Source organism: Candidatus Pelagibacter sp. PS_37, from assembly GCF_059417825.1.
This window is the reverse complement of record NZ_CM182067.1, coordinates 1,165,084-1,188,428: the sequence shown is the minus strand read 5'-3', so window position 1 is coordinate 1,188,428 and position 23,345 is coordinate 1,165,084. Positions and strand designations below refer to the sequence as shown.

Below are 23,345 nucleotides of genomic sequence, written 5' to 3'. Positions count from 1 at the left end.
ATATGAAAACAATTGAAGAAATAAATCAACTAAACGTTAAAAAAATACTATCTGAGAAGAAAATCCCAGATTTTTTTCCAGGAGATGTAATAAAAGTTGGTGTTAGAATTACAGAGGGTAAAAAAGATAGAATTCAATATTTTGAAGGTGTGTGTATAGCTAGAAAAAATAGAGATATAAATTCTTCATTCACAGTTAGAAAAATTTCATTTGGTGAAGGTGTTGAAAGAACATTTCCACTATATGGTACTGTTATAGATACAATTACAGTTATCCGTCATGGTAAAGTTAGAAGAGCAAAATTATATTACCTAAGAGACAGAACAGGTAAATCAGCTAGAATTGCAGAAAAAATTAGAAAAAAAATTGGTATAGAAGTTGATGTTAAACCAGAAATGGTAACAGAAGAAACTTTAGCACCAGTAGCTGCAGAAGCAGAAAAAAAAACAGAAGTTCAAGCAGAACCAAAAATAGAAAAATCAGAAGAAAAAAAATAATTTTTTTTTCAATGCCTTTAACTCTTTACGATAAAATTTGGAATGATCATTTAGTAGATCAACAAGATGATGGTACAGCACTATTATTTGTTGATCGACATTTAGTACATGAAGTAACAAGCCCACAAGCTTTTGAAGGATTAAGAAACTCTAATAGAAAAGTTAGACAACCTGGCTTAACGCTAGCAGTTGCAGACCATAATGTTCCAACTACTGATAGATCTAAAGGAATAGCGGATGCAGAGTCTAAAATTCAAGTAGATACCTTAGAAAGCAATTGTAAGGAATTTGGAGTTCAATATTTAGGAATGAATGACAAGAGACAAGGAATTGTTCACATAATTGGTCCAGAACAAGGTTTTACACAACCTGGTACAGTAATTGTTTGTGGAGATAGCCACACAGCAACACATGGTGCATTTGGTGCTTTGGCATTTGGAATTGGGACCTCAGAAGTAGAACATGTTCTAGCAACGCAAACATTAGTACAAAAAAAAGCAAAAAATTTTAGAATCAATGTTAACGGAAAACTTCCTATTGGAGTTACCTCTAAAGATGTAATCTTACAAATTATAGGACAGATTGGAACTGCGGGAGGAACAGGATCAGTTATTGAGTATGCCGGCAGTCTAATTTCATCTTTAAGCGTAGAGCAACGAATGACTATTTGCAATATGACTATTGAAGGAGGAGCAAGAGCAGGGTTAATTGCTCCTGATGAAAAAATATTTGAATATTTAAAGGGTAAACCGATGTCTCCAAAAAATGAAAATTGGGATAAGGCTATGAAATATTGGGAAAGTTTAAAAACTGATGATGGAGCTAAATTTGATAAAGAAATCAACTTAGTTGCAGAAGATATTTTACCGATGATTACTTGGGGAACCTCTCCACAAGATGTAATCACTATAGATGGCAAAGTTCCAAATCCTAAAAATGAACAGGATGAAGATAAAAAGAACTCTTTAGAAAGATCATTAAATTATATGGGCTTAAAAGCTGATACACTAGCTACAGATATTAAGATTGATAAGGTTTTCATAGGAAGTTGTACAAATGGTAGAATTGAAGATTTAAGGGAAGCTGCCAAAATATTAAAAGATAAAAAGAAAGCGTCCCATGTTCAGGCAATGGTTGTTCCGGGCTCAGGTTTGGTTAAAGAACAAGCAGAGCAGGAAGGTTTAGATAAAATATTTATAGCTTCAGGTTTTGAATGGAGAGAGCCTGGCTGTTCAATGTGTCTTGCAATGAATGCTGATAAATTAAAACCAGGAGAAAGATGCGCCTCAACTTCAAACAGAAACTTTGAAGGAAGACAAGGTAGAGGTGGAAGAACACATTTAGTAAGTCCTGGAATGGCAGCTGCAGCTGCAATTTCTGGAAACTTAGATGATGTTAGAAAGTATCAAAACTAAAATGCAAAAATTTAATTCACTTACTAGTATCCCAGCATATTTACCAATAGTAAATATTGATACAGATATGATTATTCCAAAACAATTTCTTAAAACGATTAAAAGAACAGGGTTAGGAAAAAACTTATTTTTTGAAATGAGATACGATGATAATGGAAATGAAATTAAAGATTTTATTCTAAATCAAAAACCTCACAATCAATCAAAAATATTAATCACAGGAAAAAATTTTGGCTGTGGCTCATCAAGAGAACATGCACCTTGGGCACTGCTAGATTTTGGAATAACATGTGTGATAAGCTCTAGTTATGCCGATATTTTTTACAGCAACTGTTTCAAAAATGGAATTTTACCAATTACTCTGCCAGAAGAAAAAATAAAAGAATTATCAGAGTATTCAAAAAGAAAAGAAGAAATTTCAATAGACTTAAATGAAGAAAAAATAATTTTTGGAAATAGTGAAATCAAGTTTGATATTGATCCTTTTAAGAAAAAATGTTTGTTAGAAGGACTTGATGATATTGCACTATCGTTAGCCAAAAAAGAAAAAATTATAACTTTTGAAGAAAATCTAAAGAATAATAAACCATGGATATTTAATGATAAAAATTAAAAAAAGAAAAATTTTATTTTTACCAGGCGATGGTATTGGACCCGAGGTTATTCAAGAAGTTAAAAAAGTTATTTTATGGTTGAATTCAAATAAATCTCTAGATTTTGAAATTGATGAAGATTTAGCTGGAGGTTGTTCTTATGACAAGCATGGGACACCAATCACGGATGAAGTTTTTTACAAAGCTCTAGAAAGTGAATTTGTTATGTTAGGTGCAGTTGGTGGACCAAAATGGGATAACTTAGAGTTTTCAAAAAAGCCTGAAAGAGCCTTATTAAAATTAAGAAAAGAATTAAAACTATTTGCAAATTTAAGACCTGCAATTTGTTTTGAACAATTAGTTGATGCCTCAACCTTAAAACCAGAAATCGTGTCTGGATTAGATATTATGATAGTTAGAGAATTAACAGGTGGAATTTATTTTGGTGAACCAAGAGGAATTAAGCCGATAGAAAATGGTGAAAGAAAAGGGATTAATACCCATTCCTACACAACTAGCGAAATAGTTAGAGTTGCAAAAGTAGCTTTTGATTTAGCAAGAAAGAGATCAAATAGAGTTACTTCATGTGAAAAGTCAAATGTAATGGAAGCAGGACAACTTTGGAAAGAAGAAGTTCAAGAACTACACGACAAAGAATATAAAGATGTAGAATTAAGTCATATGCTTGCTGATAATTGTGCAATGCAATTATTAAAAAACCCAAAGCAGTTTGATGTAATTGTTACGGACAATTTATTTGGAGACATGCTTTCCGATCAAGCCTCAATGTTAACGGGATCTCTAGGTTTATTACCATCTGCTTCTTTAGGTGCAAAAAATAAAGATGGAGAAATGAGAGCTATGTATGAGCCTATTCATGGTTCTGCACCAGATATTGCTGGAAAAGAAATTGCAAACCCAATAGCCTCAATTTTAAGTTTTGCAATGGCTTTAAGATACTCTTTAGATTTAGATAGTGAAGCTGATGCTTTAGAAAAAGCTGTGCAAGATGTCTTAAATGATGGTCTTAGAACAAAAGATATTCTTTCTCAGGGAAAAAAAGAAGTATCAACATCAGCTATGGGTGATGCAATCATTTCAAAATTGCAATAATTAAATAATTATTCTAGAGTTCTGGAATGCCAAATTATACTGCTCCAGTCGAAGACATGATGTTTCTTTTTGATAAATTAAGAAATAATAAAAATTATAATGATCTGGAAAAGTATAAAGAGGTTAATTCAGAATTAGTAAAAGATATTTTAGAAGAAGCAGCCAAGATTAATCAAAACTTAATATTACCATTAGCAAAATCAGGTGATGAAAATCCAACAGTTCTAGAGAATGGTGTGGTTAGAACACCGCCAGGCTACAAAGAAGCTTATTCTAAATATATAGAAGATGGTTGGACTTCACTTTCTTGTGATCCAAAATATGGAGGACAAGGAATGCCAAAAACAGTAAGTGCTTTTTTTGACGAAATGTTATCATCTGCAAGTTTATCATTTAAACTTTATAGTGAGTTAAGTATTGGTGCATATAATTGTATTTCTCATCACGCTACAGATGAAATAAAAGAAAAATACCTTCCAAAAATGGTTGAAGGAAAATGGAGTGGTACGATGTGCCTTACTGAACCAGTTTGTGGAACTGATTTAGGTCTTCTAAAAACTAAAGCTATTGAACAATCTGATGGAACTTTTAAGTTAAGTGGACAGAAAATTTTTATTACATCAGGTGATCAAGATTTAACTGAAAATATTATCCACTTAGTTATTGCAAGAGCAGCTGACTCACCAGCAGGCACAAAAGGAATAAGTTTATTCTTAGTACCTAAATTTTTAGTAAATGAAGATGGATCTATTGGAGCTAGAAATGGAGTTTCTACAGGGTCTATAGAAAGTAAAATGGGAATCAAAGGTTCTGCTACATGTGTATTAAATTTTGATGATGCAACTGGTTATATGATCGGATTGAAGAATAAAGGCTTAAACGCAATGTTTACTATGATGAATTTAGAGAGAATTGTTGTAGGAATCCAAGGCTTGGGGATTTCTGAAATTGCCTATCAAAACTCTTTGAGTTACGCAAAAGAACGAAAACAAGGAAAAACAAATAATACAAAATCAACTAATGGAGCAGATTTTATAATTGAACATGCAGATATTAGAAAATCTTTGCTTAATATGAAATCTATTATTGAGGGCGAAAGAGCTTTATGTTTTTGGCTGTCTCAACAAACAGAAGTTAGCCTTTATCACCCAGATGAAAAAATTAAACAAGAAGCTTCAGATCTTGTGTCGTTAATGACACCTGTGGTTAAAACGATGTTTAGTGATATGGGAATGGAAATAACCAGTGAGGCTATGCAGGTTCATGGTGGTTATGGCTATACGAAAGATCAAGGTATAGAACAGTTATATAGAGATAATAGAATCACCCCAATTTATGAAGGAACAAATTCTATCCAAGCAGCTGATTTAGTTTTTAGAAAATTGGTAAATAAAAATGGTGATATAATCGACAAATATTTGGAACTGATCAAGAATGATTGCAGTACTGAAAATGAAAAATTAAAACCTTTTATAAAAGAATTAAAAACGCATCTAGAGGTATTATCTACTTTTACTGATTGGATTAAAGAAAAAGTGCAAAACTCAAAAGACGATGCAAGCGCAGCATGCAATGACTATTTAAAAGCTTTGGGGTTTGTGTCCATAGCACATGCGTGGATAAAAGTTTTAGAGGTAAGTTTTAAAGATTATGAACAAAACAAAGACTTTTATGAAGATAAAATACAGACTGCAAATTTTTATTTTAAAAGAGTTTTACCAAGAGCCGAAAGTCATTTTAAAACAGCCACATCAGGAAGTGACTATATAATGAATTTTAAATTTAGTTAATATGAGTCATTACGATACAAATTTAGATAAAAATGAGGCTAATTATGTTCCTCTTTCTCCTTTAACATTCTTAGAAAGAACTAAAGATATATATCCAAATTATGAAGCCTTAGTTTATGAAAGTAGGTCGTATACTTGGGAAGAAGTTTATAAAAGATGTGTTAAGTTTGCTAGCGCATTAGATAAATTGGGTGTGAAAACTGGAGATACAGTTTCTATAATGGCTTTCAATACACCAGAAATTTTTGAAGCACATTATTCAATACCTATGGTGGGGGCAGTAATTAATGCAATCAATACAAGACTAGACCCCAATACTATAAGTTATATTTTACAACATAGTGATGCAAAGGTTTTAATTGTAGATAGACAATTTCATGATGTAATTGAGAAGGCTTTAAAAAATGTTAAAAATAAGATTACAATTATTGATATTGACGACCAGGACATAGACACAAGTTCTTTTAAAAAAATAGGTGAACTTGAATATGAAAGTTTCTTAAACACAGGTAATGAAAATTATGAATGGAAAAAACCAAAAGATGAATGGGAAGCGATTTCATTAGGGTACACTTCAGGAACTACTGGAAACCCAAAAGGAGTAGTTTATCATCACAGAGGCTCATATTTGATGGCAACAGGTAGTGTTACAGCTTGGAATATGCCTAACAAATTAAATTTTTTATGTGTTGTTCCAATGTTTCATTGCAATGGTTGGTGTTATCCTTGGACATTAGCAATGCTGCACGCAAGAGTAATTTGTTTAAGACATATTGATGTTAAAAAGATGTTTGAACTAATTGATAAATATGAAGTAACACATTTTGGTGGAGCTCCAATAGTTTTAAATATGATTGTTAATTCTCCTAAGGAAGATCAAAAAGCCTTAAAAAGAAAAGTCAATGTTTTAACTGCAGGTGCACCTCCACCAAGTATTATTTTTGAAAAAATGGAAAATCTTGGCTTTGAGGTTATGCATGTTTATGGATTAACAGAAACTTATGGTCATATGTTGCAGTGTGCGTGGAATGATGATTGGAATTCTTTAGAAAAAGATAAAAAGAATGAAATCAAAGCAAGGCAAGGTGTACGTTACCCAAACACAGAGGGCGCTATTGTAATGGATCCAGAAACAATGAAGCCAGTACCTAAAGATGGAAAGACTATGGGTGAAATTATGATTAGAGGGAATATTGTAATGAAGGGATATTACAAGGATAAAGAAGCAACAGATAAGTCAATGGCAGGTGGATGGTTTCATTCAGGAGATTTAGCTGTTACCCATCCTGATGGATATATAAAAATTCAAGATAGATCTAAAGATATTATTATCTCTGGAGGAGAAAATATTTCTTCAATAGAAATTGAAAATGCAATTGCAAAACACCCTTCAGTTTCTTTAGCAGCTGTAGTTGCTAAACCAGATGAAAAATGGGGAGAAACACCTTGTGCTTTTGTTGAATTAATTAAAGATAAGCCAGCAACAGAAAAAGAAATAATAGATTTTTGTAGAGAAACATTGGCAGGATTTAAACTTCCTAAGAGTGTTATTTTTTGTGATTTACCAAAAACTTCAACAGGAAAAATTCAAAAATTTGAACTTAGAAAGAAAGTTAAGGAATTAAGTTGATCTTTCAAGTAGACAACAAAAAAGTCTTTGCATCAGATTCAGGCCAAGGTATTGATAAAAAAAAATCCACAATAGTTTTGCTGCATGGAAGTGGTCTCTCACACATTGTTTGGTCCTTAACAGAACAGTATTTATCAAATCAAAATTATAATGTTTTAGCAATAGATTTACCTGGACATGGAAATTCTGAAGGTGATTGTTTAAAATCAATAGAAGAAATTTCAGATTGGTTAGAAAAAGTTTTTAAAAAACTTAATGTTTCTGAATTAACAATAATAGGTCATTCCCAAGGGTGTTTGGAAGCATTGGAATATTCATTAAGGTATTCTAAAAGAGTTAAAAATTTAATATTTATAGGTGGTTCTTACAGAATGCCTGTTAATCAAGATTTAATTGATCTTGCTGAAAATGGAGATGATAAAGCAGTTCAGTTAATGATGAAATGGAGCTATGAGAATTATAAAAAATTCATTGGAGGTAATCCTGTAGAAAAAATTATTAATTCTCCAAGAAATATTAGAGAAGTTTTAGCCATCGATCTTATAGCTTGTAATAATTATAAAAATGGATCTGAGGCTTTGAAGTCAATCAAGTGTCCCACATTATTTATCTTTGGTGAGCTAGATAAGATGGTCAATATTGAAAAAGGTAAGAAATTTGCAGAGCTCGTTCTTAATTCAAAAACTCATATAATAAAAGATTGTGGACACATGATTATGTTTGAAAAAACTTTTGAAATGAGAGAAAAGATCTCTGAATTTTTAAAAAAATGAAAAATTTTTCAATAGCAAAATCAAGAAGATTAAGAAGTACTCCTTATACCTCAAGAATAGAGAAGCAAGGAGTTACAGCATACACAATATATAATCATATGTTGTTACCTGCTGCATTTGGATCAATAGAGAATAGCTACAAACATTTAAAAGAACATGTTCAGATATGGGATGTCGCTGCAGAAAGACAAGTAGAAATATCAGGAAAAGACTCGGCAGAGTTAGTACAATTGATGACATGTCGGGATCTATCAAAATCTAAAATAGGCAGATGTTATTATTGTCCAATAATAGATGAAAATGGAAATTTAGTTAATGACCCAGTTGTTTTAAAACTTGATGAAAATAAATGGTGGATATCAATAGCAGATTCGGATGTAATCTTTTTTGCCAAAGGCTTAGCATCAGGACACAAATTTGATGTTAAAATTGTAGAACCAGTAGTTGATATTATGGCAATACAAGGTCCAAAATCCTTTGCGTTAATGGAAAAAGTTTTTGGAAAAAAAATTACTGAGCTAAAATTCTTTGGGTTTGATTATTTTGATTTTGAAGGCACAAAGCACCTTATAGCTAGGTCAGGATGGTCTAAACAAGGAGGATATGAAGTATACGTTGAAAACACACAGTCAGGACAAAAATTGTATGACCATCTTTTTGAAGTTGGAAAAGAATTTAATGTAGGGCCAGGATGTCCGAATTTAATAGAGAGAATTGAGAGTGCACTGTTATCTTATGGTAATGACTTTGATAATAACGACAATCCATTTGAATGTGGTTTTGATCAATATGTTAGCTTAGATAGTGATATAAATTTTTTAGGAAAAGAAAAATTGAAAGAAATAAAATTAAAAGGACCCCAAAAAAAATTAAGGGGAGTTAAAATTGATATAAAAGAAATTAGTCTTACTGGATCAAAAAACATATATGATGAAAATAATAATGTAATTGGTGAATTAAGATCGGCTTGTTATTCACCTCATTTTCAAAAGGTTATAGGCATAGCAATGATAAAGAAATCCCACTGGGAAGCATCTCAAGGCTTTAAAATTCAAATAAACGATAATACCATTAATGGAAACGTTTGTGATTTACCCTTCATCTAGTATAAAAGTAAAATAATATCATGAATATAGCAATTGTAGGAGCCACAGGTAATGTTGGAAGAAAAATGCTCGAAGTATTAGAGCAGAAAAAAATTTCAATAGACCAATTATTTTTAGTTGCCTCTCCAAGGAGTGCTGGTCAAAAAGTAAATTTTAATGGTAAGGAGCATGAGATTTTTAACTTAGAGACTTATGATTTCTCAAAAGCTGAAATTACCTTTTTTGCAGCTGGTGGAAAAATATCAGAAAAATATGCAGAAAAAGCAGCAAAACATACTACAGTAATTGATAATTCTAGCTTTTTCAGAATGGATCAAGATGTACCTTTAATTGTTCCACAAGTGAATCCAGAAGCAATTAATGTTTTAAAAAAAAATATTATTGCTAATCCAAACTGTTCTACAGCACAATTAGTAATAGCTCTAAAACCCTTACATGATGAATTTAATGTAAAAAGAGTAGTTATATCAACTTATCAATCCGTATCTGGTGGTGGTAAAGCATCAATGGATGAATTGATTGAACAAACTAAATTATCATTAGATAAAAAGAAAATAAATTCTAAAAATTTTACTAAACAAATTGCATTTAATGCAATTCCTCACATAGATGTTTTTGCAGATGATGGTTACACAAAAGAAGAATTAAAGATGGTTAACGAAACAAAAAAGATTTTAGATGACAAAATTGAGCTAACTGCAACATGCGTAAGAATTCCAGTGCTAGTTTCTCATGCTGAATCTGTAAATATTGAATTTGAAAAACCATTTAGCTTACAAACAATACACTCTTTATTAGATAGTGCAGAGGGATGTGAGGTGTATGATAAAAGAGAAGATGGAGGCTACATTACTCCTTTAGAGGCAGAAGGTAAAAATGAAACTTATATTTCTAGGATTAGAGAAGATAAAACAAAAAAAAATACACTCAATATGTGGATAGTATCAGATAATTTATTAAGAGGTGCTGCACTGAATGCAGTAGAAATAGCTGAGCTTTTAATTAGGAAGAATAATGGATAATAACAACCCTTTATCACCACACATTCAAATTTATAGATGGCACATATCTTCTTTGGTTTCTATTTCTCATAGGATTACAGGAATAGTTAATATATTTGCAATAACAGTAATTTGTTTGTGGATATTTTCTTTGTTGTTAGGAGAATCTAGCTACGATCTAACAAAATTATTTTTGCAATCTATTTTTGGAAAATTTATTATTATTTGTTTAACTTGGTCTTTTAGCTTTCAGGTATTGAGTGAAATAAGACATTTAGTAATGGATCTTGGTTATGGTTTTGAACTAAAGACCACAAAGATTACAGGTTTATTGGTAATTTTTGGATCTATTTTTTTTACAATTCTATTTTATCTATTAGGAAGGAATTTTATTTAAAATGAACTCTGTAACAAAAAAATGGCTGTTCATGAAAATTAGTTCAGTAATTTTAGTACCTTTAATGATCTGGTTTATTCTAAATTTAGCTTCAATTTTTGATAAAGATTATATTGAGGTTGTTAATTTCTTTACCACTCAACCATCTAAAATTTTAGTTTCTTTAACACTAGTATTTGCTTACTTTTTTTCTGCCCTAAGTATTAGCGAGGTATTTGAAGATTATATTCAGAATGAAAAAATCAAAAATGCCGCAAACAAAGTACTTAATATTTTTGCTATAATAATGCCAATTATAACAATAACTGTAATATTGAATTTAAACTAATGAGCTCATATAAAATAATAGACCATGAATACGATGTCATCGTACTTGGTGCTGGAGGATCAGGCCTAAGAGCTGCTGTTGGTTTAAGTGAAGCTGGTTTAAAGACAGCCTGCATTTCAAAAGTATTTCCAACAAGAAGTCATACCTCAGCTGCTCAAGGCGGAATTTCTGCATCTTTAGGGAATATGGGTGAAGATGATTGGCGTTGGCATATGTATGATACTGTTAAAGGTGCTGACTGGTTAGGTGACCAAGATAGTATTGAGTATCTTTGTAAAGAAGCTCCAGCTGCTGTTATAGAGTTAGAAAAATATGGAGTTCCATTTAGCAGAACTGATGATGGCAAAATTTACCAAAGACCTTTTGGTGGAATGACAAAAAATTATGGTAATGGAATTGTTCAAAGAACATGTGCAGCTGCAGATAGAACTGGACACGCAATACTTCATACTCTTTATGGACAAGCTTTAAAACATAACACTGAATTTTTTATTGAATATTTTGCTTTAGATTTATTAATGAAGGATGGTGAATGCAAAGGTCTTATTGCTTGGAATTTAAATGATGGAACAATTCATAGATTTAGAGCGCACAGCACAATAATTGCAACAGGGGGTTACGGAAAAGCTTATTATTCTGCTACTTCAGCACACACTTGTACTGGAGATGGAAATGCAATGGTTTTAAGAGCAGGCTTACCATTACAAGACATGGAATTTGTACAATTTCATCCAACAGGAATTTATGGGCACGGAACTTTAATTTCTGAGGGTGTTAGAGGTGAAGGTGGATATTTAGTTAATTCAAAAGGTGAAAGATTTATGGAGCGTTACGCACCAAAAGCTAAAGACTTAGCATCTAGAGATGTAGTAAGTAGATCAATGTCAATTGAGATTAACGAAGGAAGAGGTGTGGGTAAAGAACAGGATCATGTTCATTTACACTTAAGTCATTTAGACAAAAATATTATTGAAAGTAGACTTCCAGGAATAACGGAAGCAGCAAGATTATTTGCAAATGTTGATGTAACTAAGGAGCCAATACCAGTAGTGCCCACTGTTCATTACAATATGGGAGGTATCCCAACAAACTATAAAGCTGAAGTATTAACAGGAAAAGATTCTGAAACAGTTCCAGGATTAATGGCAATTGGTGAGGCTGCTTGTGTTTCTGTTCATGGAGCAAATAGATTGGGATCTAATTCTTTAATTGACCTAGTTGTATTTGGAAGAGCTGCAGCCAAGAGAGCTGCAGAACTTGTAAAACCAGGAACTCCACACGAGGATATAGGAGAGACTGAAACAGAAAAATGTTTAGAAAGATTTGATAAATTAAGAAACTCTAATGGTGAAAATAGTACTGCAGAACTTAGACTTTCAATGCAAAAAACTATGCAATCAAAGTGTGCTGTTTTTAGAACAGAAAAAACGCTTAAAGAAGGTGTTGATAATATTAGAAAAGCATATGATGGAATGGAATCAATTTCTGTAAAAGATAAGTCACTTGTTTTCAATACTGATTTAGTGGAAACATTGGAATTTGATAATTTGATAAGACAAGCAATTACAACAGTGGATTCTGCTTATAATAGACAAGAGAGTAGAGGTGCGCATGCAAGAGAAGATTTCCCAAAAAGAGATGATGAAAAATTTATGCAACACACTATTGCTTGGTGCAATGGAAAAGATTCAAAAATTGGATATAGACCAGTTACTAAAACAACTTTAACAAATGAAGTTCAATACTTTCCACCTCAAGAAAGAGTTTACTAGTGGTTCAAATAAATTTACCTAAAAATTCAGAAGTTCAAAAAGGTAACTATTACCAAGATAAGACTGGGTCAAAAAATATTAGAAAAGTAAATGTTTACAGATGGGATCCCTCAAATGGAGAAAACCCAAGAGTAGATACCTATGAAGTGGATATGGATAATTGTCCTTCAAAAGTATTAGATATTTTAAATAAAATTAAAAACGAAATTGACCCATCATTAGCTTATCGTAGATCGTGTGCACATGGAGTTTGTGGATCTTGTGCAATGAATATGGATGGTAAAAATGGTTTAGCATGTACAAAGCCTCATTCAGAAATTGAAGGTGATATAAATATTTATCCATTACCTCATTTAAAAGTTAAAAAAGATTTAATTGGTGATTTAAGCGGATTATACAAACAGTATGAATCAATCGAGCCATGGCTAAAAACAAATACAAAAGTTGAAACCACTGAGATATTACAAACTAAAGAAGACAGAGTAAAATTAGACGGTGCATATGAATGTATCATGTGTGCATGCTGCTCAACATCTTGTCCAAGTTATTGGTGGAATGGTGATAAATATTTAGGTCCTGCAGTTTTACTTCAGGCTTATAGATGGATAGTTGATAGTAGAGATGATGAAAAAAAAGAGAGATTAAAAAAAGTAGCTGATGAGCTTAAACTTTATAGATGTCATACTATTATGAATTGTACTAATGCTTGTCCAAAGGGATTAAATCCAGCAAAAGCTATAGCTGAATTGAAAAAAATGCTTGCAACAAGCTAATTACCCCTTTAAATAACACCATTCATGAATTTATTAGAACATTTTGTTGGCGGAAAGCTAATTTCAGGCTCTTCGGACAGAAAAAGCAAAGTTTTTAATCCAGCAACTGGCGAACAAGAGTCTGAGATAAGATTAGCCAGTAAAGCAGATCTAGATAAAGCTGTAGAAGTAGCCCAAAAAGCTTTTGAAACTTGGTCTTTAAAACCTTCACTTCAAAGAGCAAGGGTAATGTTTAAATTTAAAGAGTTAATAGAAAAAAATGCCGATGAACTTACAAAGTTAATAGTCTCAGAGCATGGGAAAGTTTATGAAGATGCCAAAGGTTCTTTAACAAGAGGACTAGAAGTTGTTGAATTTGCGTGTGGGATTCCACATCTACTTAAAGGAGAATTTTCAGAAAATGTAGGAACAAATGTAGATAGTTGGTCTATGCGACAACCACTTGGAGTTGTTGCTGGAATTACACCTTTTAATTTTCCTGCAATGGTGCCAATGTGGATGTTTCCTATTGCTATTGCATGTGGAAATACATTTATTTTAAAACCGTCAGAAAAAGATCCATCTTGCCCACTAAGATTAGCAGAATTGCTAACAGAAGCAGGACTACCAGATGGTGTTTTTAATGTTGTTAATGGAGATAAAGAAGCTGTTGATGCGATTTTAACAAACAAAGATGTCAAAGCTGTAAGCTTTGTAGGCTCAACACCAATTGCAAAATATATTTATGAAAACTCTGCAAAAAATGAAAAAAGGGTTCAAGCTTTAGGTGGTGCAAAAAATCATTTAGTTGTAATGCCTGACTGTGACCTTGATGGTGCGGTAAATGGATTAATGGGTGCTGCATATGGGTCTGCAGGAGAGAGATGTATGGCACAATCAGTAGCAGTAGCTGTAGGAGATATAGGTGATGAGCTAGTTGCTCGTTTATCAAAAAAAGCTGAAGCATTAAAAGTAGGACCTGGTATGGATAAAACATCTGAGATGGGTCCACTAGTCACCAAAGAACATTTAGAAAAAGTAAAAAGTTATGTTGATCTTGGAGTTGAAGAAGGTGCTAAATTAGTTGTTGATGGAAGAAATATAAAACTTCAAGGATATGAAAATGGTTTTTTTATAGGAGGTTGTTTATTTGATCACGTTAAAAAGGATATGAGAATTTATAAAGAAGAAATATTTGGACCTGTTTTATCAGTCATAAGAGTTAAAACTTTTGAAGAAGCAACAAAGTTAATTAACGACCATGAGTATGGTAATGGAGTAAGCATTTACACAAGAGATGGTGATGCTGGAAGAACGTTTGCTAGTAAAATTCAAGTTGGTATGGTTGGAATTAATGTTCCAATACCTGTACCAATGGCATTCCATAGTTTTGGTGGATGGAAAAGATCATTATTTGGAGATAGTGCAATGCACGGAGCTGAAGGAATTAAATTTTATACAAAGCTTAAAACAGTAACATCAAGATGGCCTTCTGGAACAAGATCTAATGCAGAATTTGTCATGCCAACAATGAAATAAGGAGAGAAATGAAAAAAATATCTTTAATAGGAGCAGGTCAAATTGGGGGCACTCTTGCTCACTTAATAGGAACTAAAGAAGTAGCTGATGAGGTGGTACTTTTTGATGTTGCAAGTGGTATAGCTAAAGGAAAAGCTCTAGACATAGCTCAATCTTCCTCTGTTGATGGTTTTAATGTAAAATTTTCAGGTACAGACAATTATGAAGATATAAAAGATTCAGATGTAATAATAATCACTGCAGGAGTTCCAAGAAAACCAGGAATGAGCAGAGATGATTTATTAGGTATTAATTTAAAAATTATTAAACAAGTAGCAGAGGGTATTAAAAAAAATGCACCCAATGCATTTGTAATATGCATTACAAATCCACTAGACGTTATGGTGATGGCCTTTCAAAAATTTTCAGGCTTACCAGCAAATAAAGTAGTTGGAATGGCAGGAATTTTGGACAGCTCAAGATTTAAATTATTTTTATCTCTAGAGCTTAATGTTCCGGTAAAAGAAATTGAAGCAATGGTTATGGGAGGTCATGGAGACACAATGGTTCCCCTACCAAGATTTACAAAAGTTTCAGGTAAACCATTATTAGACTTAGTTAAAGAAGGAAAAATATCTCCAGAAAGGTTAGAAGAAATTAATCAAAGAACTAGAGATGGAGGAGCTGAGATTGTTAAATATCTAGAAAAAGGTTCTGCATTTTATGCACCAGCAGCTTCAGGTGTACAAATGGCAGAAGCATATTTAAAAGATGAAAAAAAATTACTTCCATGTGCAGTTCATTTAAATGGTGAATATGGAGTTAGTAATGTTTATGCTGGTGTACCAGTAATAATTGGTAAAGATGGTGTTGAAAAAATAGAGCAAATAGATTTAGATGAAAAAGAAAAAAAAGAATTTATGCACTCTATAGATGCTGTGAAAGCATTATGGGAAGCTGCATCTAAAATAGATCCAGATCTTTCTAAATAATGAATATTCACGAACACCAGGCCAAGCAAATTTTAAAAAAATATGGAGCGGTAGTTCCTGAAGGAGTTTTTGCTTTTACAGTCGTTGAGTTGATTGAAAAAGCAAAATCATTAAAAACAGAAAAATTTGTTTTAAAAGCACAAATTCATGCTGGTGGACGAGGTAAAGCTGGAGGTGTAAAAATTTTAAACACAATTGATGAATTAAGTGTTGCTGCAAAAGAATTGCTTGGAAAAACACTCGTAACACATCAAACTGGCCCAGCAGGAAGAGAAGTAAAAAGATTATATGTAGAAGAGTCCTCTAATATTGATAAAGAATTTTATTTATCTTGTTTAGTAGATAGAGCAAGTTCAAAAATAGTATTTATATCCAGCGATCAAGGTGGAATGGACATTGAAGAAGTTGCAGAAAAAACTCCAGAAAAAATTATAACAACTAAAATAGATATTACTGATGAAATTTCTGATGCTGACTGTGAAAAAATAATTGCAATTTATGCTTTAGCAGATGATGCAAAAAAACAAGCAATAGCGCTGATAAAATCAGTATATAAAATGTTTTTAGGCACAGACGCCAACATGGTTGAAGTTAACCCACTAATATTAACTAAAGAAAAAAAAATAATTTGTTTAGATGCAAAAGTTAATTTTGACTCTAATGCTTTATTTAGACATCCTGAAATAATCGAGCTTAGGGATTTAAATGAAGAAGATCCTGCAGAAATAGATGCGAGTAAACACGATCTTGCTTACATAAAGCTAGATGGAAGCATTGGCTGCATGGTCAATGGAGCAGGTCTTGCAATGGCAACAATGGATATAATTAAATTATATGGTGAAGAGCCAGCAAACTTTTTAGATGTTGGAGGAGGAGCTTCAAAAGAAAAAGTTTCAGCTGCTCTTAAGATTATTCTTTCGGACAAAAATGTTAAAGGCATACTAATAAACATTTTTGGGGGAATTATGAGATGTGATGTACTTGCTCAAGGCGTTGTTGATGCTGCCAAAGAAATAAATATAAGTGTTCCATTAGTAGTTAGACTTGCAGGAACAAACTTTAAAGAAGGAAAAGAAATTTTAGATAATTCAGGATTAAAATTAATTTCAGCAGAAAATTTGGATGATGCTGCAAAAAAAATAGTTAAGGCTATAAAATAGAATGTCAGTTTTGATTAATAAAAATACAAAAGTTATATGCCAAGGTTTTACAGGTACACATGGAACTTTTCATTCAGAACAAGCATTAAAATATGGAACTAATCTTGTGGGTGGAGTTACTCCAAAAAAGGGAGGACAAAAACATCTTGACCGTCCAGTATTTAATACTGTAGCTGAAGCAAAACAAGAAGTTGGCGCTGATGCAACTATGATTTATGTGCCAGCAAAATTTGCAGCAGCAGCTATTATAGAAGCAATTGATGCATCAATTGAGCTTATAGTTTGTATTACCGAAGGTGTACCAATTCAAGATATGCTCCGTGTAAAACAAAAGCTAAATAATTCAAAAAGCAGATTGATAGGACCTAATTGTCCAGGAATAATTACTCCTGATGAATGTAAGATTGGGATTATGCCTGGAAATATTCACAAGAAAGGTTCTGTTGGAATTGTTTCAAGATCTGGAACTTTAACCTATGAGGCAGTTGCACAAACAACTGAAAATGGATTAGGACAATCTACTTGTATAGGAATTGGTGGAGATCCGATAAATGGAACAAACTTTATTGATTGTTTAGATTTATTTTTAAATGATGCTGAGACAGAATCTATTCTTATGATTGGTGAAATTGGCGGTTCTGCTGAAGAAGAAGCAGCTGAATTTGTTAAAAACCATAAAATAAAAAAACCTATGGTTGGATTTGTTGCTGGAATAACAGCACCTCCAGGAAGAACAATGGGTCATGCAGGAGCTATTATTTCAGGTGGTAAGGGCGGAGCAGAGGATAAGATAAAAAAGATGGAAGAATGTGGAATTACAATTGCAAAATCACCATCAGAACTTGGCAAAACATTATTTAATAAATTATCTAATTGAAAATTATTTATCTGATATTATATCAATAGAATAGATGTCATCATCAAAAAATCTCGAATTCGAAAAAACTTCATTTCTTAGTAAGTCTAACAGTGCATTTATAGAGCAAATGTATTTAAAGTTTATAAATAAAGACAAAGATCTTCCTGAAAGTTGGCAAAATTATTTTGAGGGTATGAGTGAAGATTTAAGTATGATTGCCAAAGAAATTAATGGTCCATCATGGAGTATAAAAAAAAAAATTGATATTGATGAAGTTGAAAAAAGGACTGAAGAAGGCGAAAAAAAACTTTCTAATGAAGGCAACATTCCAAAAGTTAATTCAAAAGATTTAGTCAAAAGCAATATTAACTCAATTAGAGCTGTTGCATTAATTAGAGCATATAGACAAAGAGGACATTTACTAGCTAAGCTTGATCCTCTAGGAATGATGGAAACAGAATATCTAGATGAACTTCATCCTGAGCATTATGGATTTAAAAAAGAAAATTATGATGAGAAAATTTACTTAGATGGTGTAATTAATAAAGAACACTCTACTATAAAAGAAATATTAAATTTCCTAAATAAAACTTACTGTGGTCCAATTGGTTATGAATATATGCATATATCAAACCCAACAGAAAGAAAATGGCTTAGAGATAGAATTGAGCAAGATGAGAACTCTCTTCAATTTACAAAAAATGGTAAAGAAGCTATTTTAATGAAACTAATTCAAGCAGAAGGTTTTGAAAAATTTTTACATAAAAAATATGTGGGAACAAAAAGATTTGGTTTAGATGGGGGAGAAGGTTTAATACCTGCGCTAGAACAAATAATTAAAATTGGTGGGCAAGCTGAAGTTAAAGAAGTCAAAATTGGTATGTCTCATCGAGGAAGACTCAATGTATTAGCAAATGTATTACAAAAATCTTACAAAAGAATATTTAATGAATTTGCAGGAGATGTTCAAACATCAGGGGAAGAAGGTGCAGGAGATGTAAAATACCATCTAGGAGCATCATCAAATAGAGAGTTTGATGGCAATTCTGTGCATGTTAGTCTTACAGATAACCCTTCACATTTAGAGGCAGTCAATCCTGTGGTACTTGGACAAACTCGAGCAAAACAATTTTTTCACAAAGATAAAGAAAGAAATAAAGTTATACCAATTCTGATACATGGAGATGCAGCCTTTGCTGGACAAGGAGTGGTGGCTGAATGTTTTGCCATGTCTGGTTTACCAGGCCATAACACAGGTGGAACAATTCATATTATTGTTAATAATCAAATAGGCTTTACTACAAGCCCAAGATTTGCAAGGTCATCACCATATCCATCTGATGTTGCAAAAATGGTAGACGCTCCAATACTTCATGTGAATGGAGATGATCCAGAAGCAGTTGTTTATGCAACAAGGATTGCAACAGAATTTAGATTAAAATTTAATAGAGACGTAGTGGTTGATTTAATCTGTTATAGAAGATTCGGACATAATGAAGGAGACGAACCTTCTTTTACACAGCCATTGATGTATAAAAAGATTAGGTCTCACCCCACACCAGTTGAGCTGTATGGGAAAAAATTAGTAAATGAAAATACACTTTCAGAAAGTGAGTTAAGTAAATTTAAAACAGATTTTAAAAATTTGCTTGATGATCAATATAAAAATGCAAAAGACTATAAACCAAAAATAGAATGGTATGAGGGAACATGGTCAAGATATAAACCAGAAAAAGGAAAAGATAAAAGAGGTGTAAGTGGCTATGATCAACAAAAACTTTTAGAAATTTCTGAAAAAATTAATGCAACTCCAGAAAAATTAAAATTACATAAAACTATTGTTAAAATTTTAGACGCTAGGAAAGCATCGGTATCTAATGGAAAAGGTATTGACTGGTCAACCGCTGAAGCACTAGCATTTGGATCATTGTTAGAAGAAGGTTATCCAGTAAGATTAGTTGGACAAGATTCTGGTAGAGGAACATTTAGTCAAAGACATTCAGTTTTGAGGAATCAAGAAGACAACTCTAGATATATACCTTTAAATAATATTTCAAAAAATCAAATGAGATACGAAATAGTTGATAGTTTTTTATCAGAATTAGCAGTTTTAGGTTTTGAGTATGGATATAGTTTAGTTGAACCTAATACTTTAACTATTTGGGAAGCACAATTTGGAGATTTTGCAAATGGAGCACAAGTAGTTATTGATCAGTTTATTGCATCAGGAGAAAGAAAATGGACTAGAGCATCTGGGCTAGTAATGCTTTTACCTCATGGATATGAAGGCCAAGGACCAGAACACTCTTCAGCAAGACTAGAAAGATTTTTACAACTATGCGCAAATGATAACTTACAAGTATTGAATTGCACAACACCTGCAAATTATTACCATGCTTTGAGACGTCAAATGCATAGAGAGTTTAGAAAACCTCTAATAATTATGACACCAAAATCTTTGTTAAGAAATAAATATTGTGTTTCCAATATAGAAGACTTTAATAAAGATACTTTTTTTCACAGAATCTTATGGGATCACGCACTAGATGAAGAAAATGGATTTATAAAATTAAAAGAAAGCTCAAAAATAAAAAAAGTAATTTTATGTTCAGGAAAAGTTTATTTTGATCTACTAGAAGCGAGAGAAAAACTTAAAAAAGACGATGTAGTGTTGTACAGAGTTGAACAACTTTATCCTTTTCCAGTTAAAAGTTTAGTTAGAGAAATCAAAAAGTATGCAAAAAATGCTAAATTTTATTGGTGCCAGGAAGAACCAAAAAATATGGGAGCATGGTTTTCTGTAAGAGATTATATACAATGGACATTAGAAACTATTAACGCTAATAATAAGGAAATTTCTTATATAGGAAGAAGTCCAGACGCGTCTCCAGCTACAGGGTTTGCAAAAAGACATATTTCACAACAGCAAGAAATTATTAACAAGGTTTTTGAATAAAAATGAGTGAAAAAATTTTAGTACCAGTTCTTGGAGAAAGCATTACTGAAGCGACAGTTGCTAAGTGGCTTAAGAAAGAAGGCGATACAGTGGTAGCTGATGAGGCAATTGTAGAATTAGAGACAGATAAAGTTAATTTAGAAGTACCATCTCCAATTGATGGGGTTTTGTCTGAAATAAATTCTAAAGATGGAGAAACAGTCGAAGTAGGTGCTCTTCTTGGTATGATAAGTCAAAATGGAGCTCAACCATCTGAAAAAAAAATAATTACAAAAATTGAACCTAAGAAAACAGAAAATAATGTAGTTAATTTAGAAATTAAAAAAGAAGCTCCTAAAGTTCTTAAAGAACCTGAAGAGGAAGAGCCATTGGTATTAACCAATGAGGTTAAAGAGGAGAAAACTAATTCTTCAAATAATAATAATGAAATACTTTCACCAGCAGTAAGAAAAATTGTAGTTGAAAATAAAATTGATTTAAAAAAAGTTAGTGGCTCTGGTAAAGAGGGTAGAGTTCTTAAAGGTGACCTAATTAGTATGATGGGAGAGAACCCTCAACCATCAGAAAGAAAAATTAAATATGGTCAAGAAGAGAGAATTAAAATGTCTAGGCTTAGACAAACAATTGCAAAAAGATTAAAACAAGCACAAGAAAATGCAGCATTATTAACAACTTTCAATGAAGTTGATATGACTGGCATAATGGAAATGAGAAAAGAGAACCAGGAAGACTTCCAAAGCAGGTACGGAATTAAATTAGGGTTCATGTCATTTTTTGTAAAAGCATGTGTTGCTGCACTAAAAATGTATCCATCAGTTAATGCTGAAATTGATGGAGATGAAATTATTTATAAAAATTATTATAATATGAGTTTTGCAGTAGGAACTGAAAAAGGATTAGTAGTACCAGTATTAAGGGATGCAGATCAATTGTCATTTGCTGATATTGAAAAAAATATTAAAACTATTTCTGAAAAAGCGAGAGATGGAAAAATAACCATAGAAGACCTTCAGGGTGGAACTTTTACAATTAGTAATGGTGGAGTGTATGGTTCAATGTTATCTACTCCAATATTAAACTTACCTCAATCTGGTGTATTAGGTATGCATAATATAGTCGAAAGACCAATGGTAGTTGATGGTGAGATTAAAATTAGACCTATTATGTATCTTGCCTTATCTTATGATCACAGAATTATAGATGGAAAAGAGTCAGTATCATTCTTAAAAATGGTTAAAGAAAATTTAGAGGATCCAAGAAGGTTATTTTTAAATATTTAAATGTCAGATAAATTTCAAGCAGTAGTAATAGGTGGTGGTCCAGGAGGCTATGTGTGTGCGATAAGATTAGCACAATTAGGACTTAAAACTGCATGTATAGAATCAAGAGGTTCATTAGGTGGAACCTGTTTAAATGTAGGGTGCATACCTTCTAAAAATTTATTAAATATTTCTGAAAATTATCATAAGGCACAAAATTTTTCTAAACTTGGCATAGAAGTGGGTGAGGTAAAACTTAATCTTCAAAAAATGATGCAAAATAAGGATAAAGCAGTAACAATTTTGACTAAAGGTGTAGAATTTTTATTTAAGAAAAATAAAGTCACTTACTTTAAGGGTACAGGAAGCTTTAAATCTGCAAATAAAATTTCAATATTAGATGATCAAAAAAAAGAAACTATAATTGAAACAGATAAAACAGTTATTAGCACCGGGTCAGTTCCAGTTGCATTACCAGGTATTGAATTTGATGAAAAAATAATTGTATCTTCAACAGGAGCATTAACTTTAGAAACTGTGCCAAAAAAAATGGTTGTAGTTGGTGGTGGTTATATAGGGTTGGAGATGGGATCTGTTTGGTCTAGATTAGGTGCTGAGGTTCATGTGGTTGAATTTTTAGAGCATATTACTCCTGGTATGGATAGAGAAATATCTACAGAGTTTATGAAAATATTAAAGAAACAAGGAATTAATTTTCATATGCAGACAAAAGTAGAAGGAATTAAAAAAAATGCTAATGGTGCTATAGTTTCAACATCAGATAAAGATGGAAAAAAAGCAGATTTTGATTGTGATGTAGTTCTTATATCTGTTGGTAGAAAACCTAATACAACTAACTTAAATTTAGAAGCAATTGGTGTTGAATTAGATGAAAAGAAAAGAATTAAAACTGACAAAACATTTCAAACAAATGTTGAGAATGTATATGCTATTGGAGATGTAATTGATGGACCGATGCTTGCTCACAAAGCTGAGGACGAAGGTATTGCAGTTGCAGAAAATATTGCAGGACAATCAGGACATGTTAATTATGATATTATTCCTGGAGTTGTTTATACAACACCAGAGGTTGCTTCAATTGGGAAAACAGAAGAACAATTAAAAGAAGCAAATACTAAATATAAAATTGGTAAATTTTCATTTATGGCAAATTCAAGAGCTAAAGCAATTGATGAAGCAGAAGGTTTTGTGAAAATCTTAGCTGATGAAAAAACAGATAGAGTTTTAGGAGCACATATTATTGGACCTCATGCAGGTGAATTAATTGGAGAAATTGGAGTAGCAATGGAGTTTGGTGCTAGCGCTGAGGATATTGCAAGAACGTGTCATGCGCATCCAACATTCTCAGAAGCTGTAAAAGAAGCAGCTTTATCAGTAGATAAAAGAGCAATACACTCTTAAAGTATTTTCATA

General features: G+C 32.1%; 20 protein-coding genes. All 20 read left to right on the top strand.

Going from position 1 to position 23,345, the window contains the following annotated elements; all coding sequences use genetic code 11:
• Positions 1-2 precede the first annotated feature (2 nt).
• The 20 genes from rplS to lpdA are packed head-to-tail and all read left to right on the top strand — an operon-like array spanning position 3 to position 23,333.
• A complete protein-coding gene (gene rplS, locus AC5SL9_RS06250; RefSeq protein ID WP_494573989.1) occupies positions 3-497 on the top strand; it encodes a 50S ribosomal protein L19 in 495 nt (164 codons plus the stop codon).
• Between the two features lie 11 nt (positions 498-508).
• Positions 509-1,912, top strand: a complete 1,404-nt coding sequence (leuC, locus tag AC5SL9_RS06245) for a 3-isopropylmalate dehydratase large subunit (protein ID WP_006997657.1) — start codon at positions 509-511, stop codon at positions 1,910-1,912.
• Position 1,913: 1 nt separating this feature from the next.
• Positions 1,914-2,525 (top strand): 3-isopropylmalate dehydratase small subunit, encoded by a 612-nt coding sequence (leuD, locus tag AC5SL9_RS06240; RefSeq protein WP_494573988.1) that lies wholly within the window; start codon positions 1,914-1,916, stop codon positions 2,523-2,525.
• A complete protein-coding gene (leuB, locus tag AC5SL9_RS06235; protein WP_494573987.1) occupies positions 2,512-3,618 on the top strand; it encodes a 3-isopropylmalate dehydrogenase in 1,107 nt (368 codons plus the stop codon). The genes leuD and leuB overlap by 14 nt, the downstream gene beginning before the upstream one ends.
• Positions 3,619-3,644: 26 nt before the next feature.
• Positions 3,645-5,408 (top strand): acyl-CoA dehydrogenase C-terminal domain-containing protein, encoded by a 1,764-nt coding sequence (locus tag AC5SL9_RS06230; protein WP_018413623.1) that lies wholly within the window; start codon positions 3,645-3,647, stop codon positions 5,406-5,408.
• Between the two features lies 1 nt (position 5,409).
• Positions 5,410-7,038, top strand: coding sequence for an acyl-CoA synthetase (locus tag AC5SL9_RS06225; protein WP_494573986.1), 1,629 nt, complete (start codon positions 5,410-5,412; stop codon positions 7,036-7,038).
• Complete coding sequence (locus AC5SL9_RS06220) at positions 7,035-7,811, top strand: alpha/beta fold hydrolase (RefSeq protein ID WP_494573985.1); 777 nt, start codon at positions 7,035-7,037, stop codon at positions 7,809-7,811. Before AC5SL9_RS06225 ends, AC5SL9_RS06220 begins: the two co-directional genes overlap by 4 nt.
• Entirely contained in the window at positions 7,808-8,917 is a 1,110-nt protein-coding gene (locus AC5SL9_RS06215; RefSeq protein WP_494573984.1) for a dimethylsulfoniopropionate demethylase, read from the top strand. Before AC5SL9_RS06220 ends, AC5SL9_RS06215 begins: the two co-directional genes overlap by 4 nt.
• A 20-nt stretch (positions 8,918-8,937) precedes the next feature.
• Positions 8,938-9,939, top strand: coding sequence for an aspartate-semialdehyde dehydrogenase (locus AC5SL9_RS06210; RefSeq protein ID WP_494573983.1), 1,002 nt, complete (start codon positions 8,938-8,940; stop codon positions 9,937-9,939).
• Positions 9,932-10,315, top strand: a complete 384-nt coding sequence (sdhC, locus tag AC5SL9_RS06205) for a succinate dehydrogenase, cytochrome b556 subunit (RefSeq protein WP_006997665.1) — start codon at positions 9,932-9,934, stop codon at positions 10,313-10,315. Before AC5SL9_RS06210 ends, sdhC begins: the two co-directional genes overlap by 8 nt.
• Before the next feature lies 1 nt (position 10,316).
• Positions 10,317-10,643 carry a succinate dehydrogenase, hydrophobic membrane anchor protein gene (sdhD, locus tag AC5SL9_RS06200; RefSeq protein WP_494573982.1) on the top strand — a complete coding sequence of 109 codons (327 nt, stop codon included), beginning with the start codon at positions 10,317-10,319 and terminating at the stop codon, positions 10,641-10,643.
• Positions 10,643-12,415 carry a succinate dehydrogenase flavoprotein subunit gene (gene sdhA / locus AC5SL9_RS06195; protein WP_494573981.1) on the top strand — a complete coding sequence of 591 codons (1,773 nt, stop codon included), beginning with the start codon at positions 10,643-10,645 and terminating at the stop codon, positions 12,413-12,415. The genes sdhD and sdhA overlap by 1 nt, the downstream gene beginning before the upstream one ends.
• On the top strand, positions 12,415-13,188 hold the full coding sequence (locus tag AC5SL9_RS06190; RefSeq protein ID WP_011281565.1) for a succinate dehydrogenase iron-sulfur subunit: 774 nt from the start codon (positions 12,415-12,417) through the stop codon (positions 13,186-13,188). Before sdhA ends, AC5SL9_RS06190 begins: the two co-directional genes overlap by 1 nt.
• Before the next feature lie 24 nt (positions 13,189-13,212).
• Entirely contained in the window at positions 13,213-14,706 is a 1,494-nt protein-coding gene (locus tag AC5SL9_RS06185; protein ID WP_494573980.1) for a CoA-acylating methylmalonate-semialdehyde dehydrogenase, read from the top strand.
• A gap of 8 nt (positions 14,707-14,714) precedes the next feature.
• The gene (gene mdh, locus AC5SL9_RS06180) at positions 14,715-15,677 is read left to right on the top strand and encodes a malate dehydrogenase (protein ID WP_011281563.1); all 963 of its coding nucleotides are present in this window, start codon (positions 14,715-14,717) and stop codon (positions 15,675-15,677) included.
• Positions 15,677-16,837: an ADP-forming succinate--CoA ligase subunit beta gene (gene sucC, locus AC5SL9_RS06175; protein WP_494573979.1), complete on the top strand. Its 1,161-nt coding sequence runs from the start codon at positions 15,677-15,679 to the stop codon at positions 16,835-16,837. The genes mdh and sucC overlap by 1 nt, the downstream gene beginning before the upstream one ends.
• 1 nt (position 16,838) lies before the next feature.
• Positions 16,839-17,714 (top strand): succinate--CoA ligase subunit alpha, encoded by an 876-nt coding sequence (sucD, locus tag AC5SL9_RS06170; protein ID WP_006997672.1) that lies wholly within the window; start codon positions 16,839-16,841, stop codon positions 17,712-17,714.
• 34 nt (positions 17,715-17,748) lie between these two features.
• Positions 17,749-20,652 carry a 2-oxoglutarate dehydrogenase E1 component gene (locus AC5SL9_RS06165; RefSeq protein WP_494573978.1) on the top strand — a complete coding sequence of 968 codons (2,904 nt, stop codon included), beginning with the start codon at positions 17,749-17,751 and terminating at the stop codon, positions 20,650-20,652.
• 2 nt (positions 20,653-20,654) lie between these two features.
• The gene (gene odhB, locus AC5SL9_RS06160; RefSeq protein WP_011281559.1) at positions 20,655-21,932 is read left to right on the top strand and encodes a 2-oxoglutarate dehydrogenase complex dihydrolipoyllysine-residue succinyltransferase; all 1,278 of its coding nucleotides are present in this window, start codon (positions 20,655-20,657) and stop codon (positions 21,930-21,932) included.
• A complete protein-coding gene (gene lpdA, locus AC5SL9_RS06155; protein WP_020168883.1) occupies positions 21,933-23,333 on the top strand; it encodes a dihydrolipoyl dehydrogenase in 1,401 nt (466 codons plus the stop codon). It begins immediately after the preceding gene.
• Positions 23,334-23,345 lie beyond the last annotated feature (12 nt).